Annotated in this window: 4 protein-coding genes; 2 read left to right on the plus strand and 2 right to left on the minus strand. The window is 76.2% G+C overall.

The window, feature by feature from the left end:
• The coding region (locus tag VF468_23705) for an ABC transporter permease (protein ID HEX5881296.1) at nucleotides 1-620 on the minus strand (620 nt) is incomplete at its 3' end.
• 168 nt (nucleotides 621-788) lie between these two features.
• Here VF468_23705 and VF468_23710 point away from each other — a divergent pair.
• Both VF468_23710 and VF468_23715 read left to right on the plus strand, forming a co-directional pair.
• Nucleotides 789-1,955: a histidine kinase gene (locus VF468_23710; GenBank protein ID HEX5881297.1), complete on the plus strand. Its 1,167-nt coding sequence runs from the start codon at nucleotides 789-791 to the stop codon at nucleotides 1,953-1,955.
• Nucleotides 1,952-2,605 carry a response regulator transcription factor gene (locus tag VF468_23715; protein ID HEX5881298.1) on the plus strand — a complete coding sequence of 218 codons (654 nt, stop codon included), beginning with the start codon at nucleotides 1,952-1,954 and terminating at the stop codon, nucleotides 2,603-2,605. Before VF468_23710 ends, VF468_23715 begins: the two co-directional genes overlap by 4 nt.
• Nucleotides 2,606-2,617: 12 nt before the next feature.
• Here VF468_23715 and VF468_23720 read toward each other — a convergent pair.
• The coding region (locus VF468_23720; protein ID HEX5881299.1) for an ATP-binding cassette domain-containing protein at nucleotides 2,618-3,221 on the minus strand (604 nt) is incomplete at its 5' end.

Below are 3,221 nucleotides of genomic sequence, written 5' to 3' on the forward strand. Positions count from 1 at the left end.
CGCCGGATGCCCCTGGGCGGCGAGGCGGTGCCGTCGCGGAGCGCGGCCACCGGGGGCGTCCGGGCGGCACGGCCGGCCGCGGCCAGGGCCGACAGCACCGTCACGGCCACCGCCACGGCCAGCGGCGCCAGCAGCGCCGGCCACCGCACCACCACCGGCGTCGCGCCGGCCGTCCCGTCCAGGGACCGCAGCGCCGCCCCGGCGAACCCGTAGCCGGCGGCGATCCCGGCCACCCCACCGAGCAGGCCGACCGCGGCCGCCTCGCCGAGCACCATCGACCAGACCTGCCGCCGGGACAGGCCGACCGCGCGCAGCAGGGCCAGCTCCCGGGTCCGCTGCCCCACCAGCATCGTGAAGGTGTTGGCGATGACGAAGGCGCCGACCAGCACGGCGATGGCGGCGAAGCCGAGCAGGGCGTTGCGCAGCGCCGGCGCGTCCGCGACCCGCCTGGTCGAGTCGGTGAAGAACAGCGTGCCGGCGACGAACGCCGTGCCCATGGCGACCGCGGCCAGGGTCATGGCCAGGCGTGCCCTGTGCGCGGCCAGGGAGCGGGCGGCCAGGGTACGGACCCCGAGGCGCCGGCCCGCGTCCCTCCCGTCCAACCGCCACGTCCGTTCCATCCCCATCGACCCTCCGCCTCCGTGTCGGCCGTCCGTTCCGGCCCAGGGTCGCCGGCCCGGCCCGGCCGCGGCATCGGCGCCCGGTCGACGGCGACCCCCGACGAACGTCGGAGGCGCGATGGCCGATCGTCGCTTGGTCGCCTGCGCACAGGGCCGTACCCTCGGTGGATGCGGGAGACGGGGCGGTCACTCCACCGATGGGCGCTGCGCTGGTGGCCGGCGGCCGTCGATGTCGGGCTGGCCGTCCTGGTGCTCGTCCTCACCGCCGACCAGGGCACCGGGACGACGGACTCGGAGCTCCTCGGCGAGGCCCCGGCGGCGCTGCGGCTGCTGTTCGGGATCGGGCTGGCCCTGCTGGTGCTGATCCGGCGGGCCACCCCCTACCCGCTGCTGGCGCTCGGAGCGGGCGCGTGGGTGGTGATGGGCGCCCCCTGGGGCCTGATGGTCGCCGGCTACATGATCGCGGCCCGGCCCCGGCGTCCCCGCTGGTTCGGGTTGCTGCTGGGTGGGCTCGCCCTGATGGTGACCGCCCGGATGCTGGTCGTCTCGGAGGTGAGCGTCCTGTTCGCCGTCGTGGTGGCGGTGCTGGTCGTCGGGGTGCCGGTCCTGCTCGGCCTGTGGATCGGGATCCGCCGGGCCCTGGTCGCGCACCTGCGCGACCAGGCCGAGCGGCTGGAACGCGAGCAGCTCCTCCAGGCCGAGCAGGCCAAGGCGCAGGAACGGGCCCGCATCGCCCGGGAGATGCACGACGTCGTCGCCCACCGGGTCGGCCTGATGGTCCTGCACGCCGGCGCCCTGGAGGTGTCGCTGGCCGACCCCGAGGCGGCCCAGCAGGCCGGCCTGATCCGCGAGACCGGCCGGGAGGCGCTCGAGGAGCTCCGCCACATCCTCGGGGTCCTGCGCGAACACGCCGAAGGGCCGCCGCTCGGCCCGCAGCCGACCCTGGCCGACCTCGACCGGCTGGCCCAGCAGTCCCGGGAGACCGGGATGGAGGTGTCGGTGGCGGTCGAGGGGAGGCGCCGCCGCCTGCCGGCGACGGTCGAGCGGACCGCCTACCGGCTGGTGCAGGAGGCGCTGACCAACGTCCACAAGCACGCCGCCAACGCGGCCACCGAGGTCGGGGTCCGCTACGGCCGGGAGTGGCTGGAGGTGACGGTCCGCAACGCCGCCCCGGACGGCCCGCACCCGGGCCCGGCCCCGGCCGGCGGCGGCCACGGGCTGCTCGGCCTGCGCGAGCGGGTCACCCTGCTCGGCGGCTCCTTCCGGGCCGACCGCCGGGTCGACGGGGGCTTCGAGGTGCACGCCTCGCTGCCGGCGGAGGTGGCGTCCCGGTGATCAGGGTCGTGCTGGTCGACGACGAGCAGCTGGTCCGGTCGGGGCTGCGCATGATCCTCGAGTCGGCCGGCGACATCGAGGTCATCGGCGAGGCCGCGGACGGAGGCGGGGCGGTGGAGCAGGTGCGGCTGCACCGCCCGGACGCCGTGCTCATGGACATCCGCATGCCGGCCATGGACGGCCTGGCGGCGACCCGGGAGCTCACGGCCCTGCCCGACCCGCCCAAGGTCATCATGCTGACCACCTTCGAGCTGGACGAGTACGTGCACACGGCGCTGGAGCACGGCGCCGTCGGGTTCCTCCTGAAGGACACCCCGCCCCGCGACCTGATCCAGGCCGTCCGGACCGTGGCCGACGGCAACGCCATGCTGGCTCCCACCGTGACCAGGCGGCTGATCGCCGAGTTCGCGGCCCGGGGCGGCACCGGGTCGGCGGCGGCCCGCAAGCGGCTGGAGGCCCTCACCGGGCGCGAGCTCGAGGTGGTGGTCGCGGTGGCCCAGGGCCTGAGCAACGCCCAGATCGGCCGGCGCCTGTTCATGAGCGAGGCCACGGTCAAGGCCCACGTCAGCAGCATCCTGGCCAAGCTCGGCCTGACCAACCGGGTCCAGGCCGCCATCCTGGCCCACGACGCCGGCCTCGCCGGCACCTAGGCGACCCGGCCCTCAGGCCGCGCCGGCCATCCAGCGGTCGAACAGCTCGGCGAAGCGGCCGCCGCGGGCCCGGAGGTCGGCCGGGGTGCCGGCCTCGACGATGCGGCCGTCCTCGACCACGGCGATCTGGTCGGCCTGGGCGATGGTGGACAGCCGGTGGGCGATGATGATGGTGGTCCGGCCGGAGCGGAGGCGCTGGAGGGCGTCGGTGATGCGGGCCTCGCTGGCCGCGTCCAGGTTGCTGGTGGCCTCGTCCAGGATGAGCAGGGCCGGGTCGGCGATCCAGGCCCGGGCGAAGGCGACCAGCTGGCGCTCCCCGGCCGCCAGCAGCGCCCCCCGCTCGCCCACGTGGGTGTCGTAGCCGTCGGGCAGGCCGGCGATGACCTGGTCGGCCCCGACCGCCCGGGCGGCGGCCTCGACCTCGGCCCGGGCGGCGTCGGGCTTGCCGAAGCGGATGTTGTCCAGGACCGTGCCCGAGAACAGGAACCCCTCCTGGGGGACGTAGCCCATGGCCCGGCGCAGGTCGGCCAGGCGGACCTGGCGCAGGTCGGCCCCGTCGAGGGTCACCCGGCCGCCCAGGGGGTCGTAGAAGCGGGCGATCAGCTTGGCCACGGTC

Source organism: Actinomycetota bacterium, from assembly GCA_036280995.1.
Taxonomy (GTDB): Bacteria; Actinomycetota; CALGFH01; order CALGFH01; family CALGFH01; genus CALGFH01.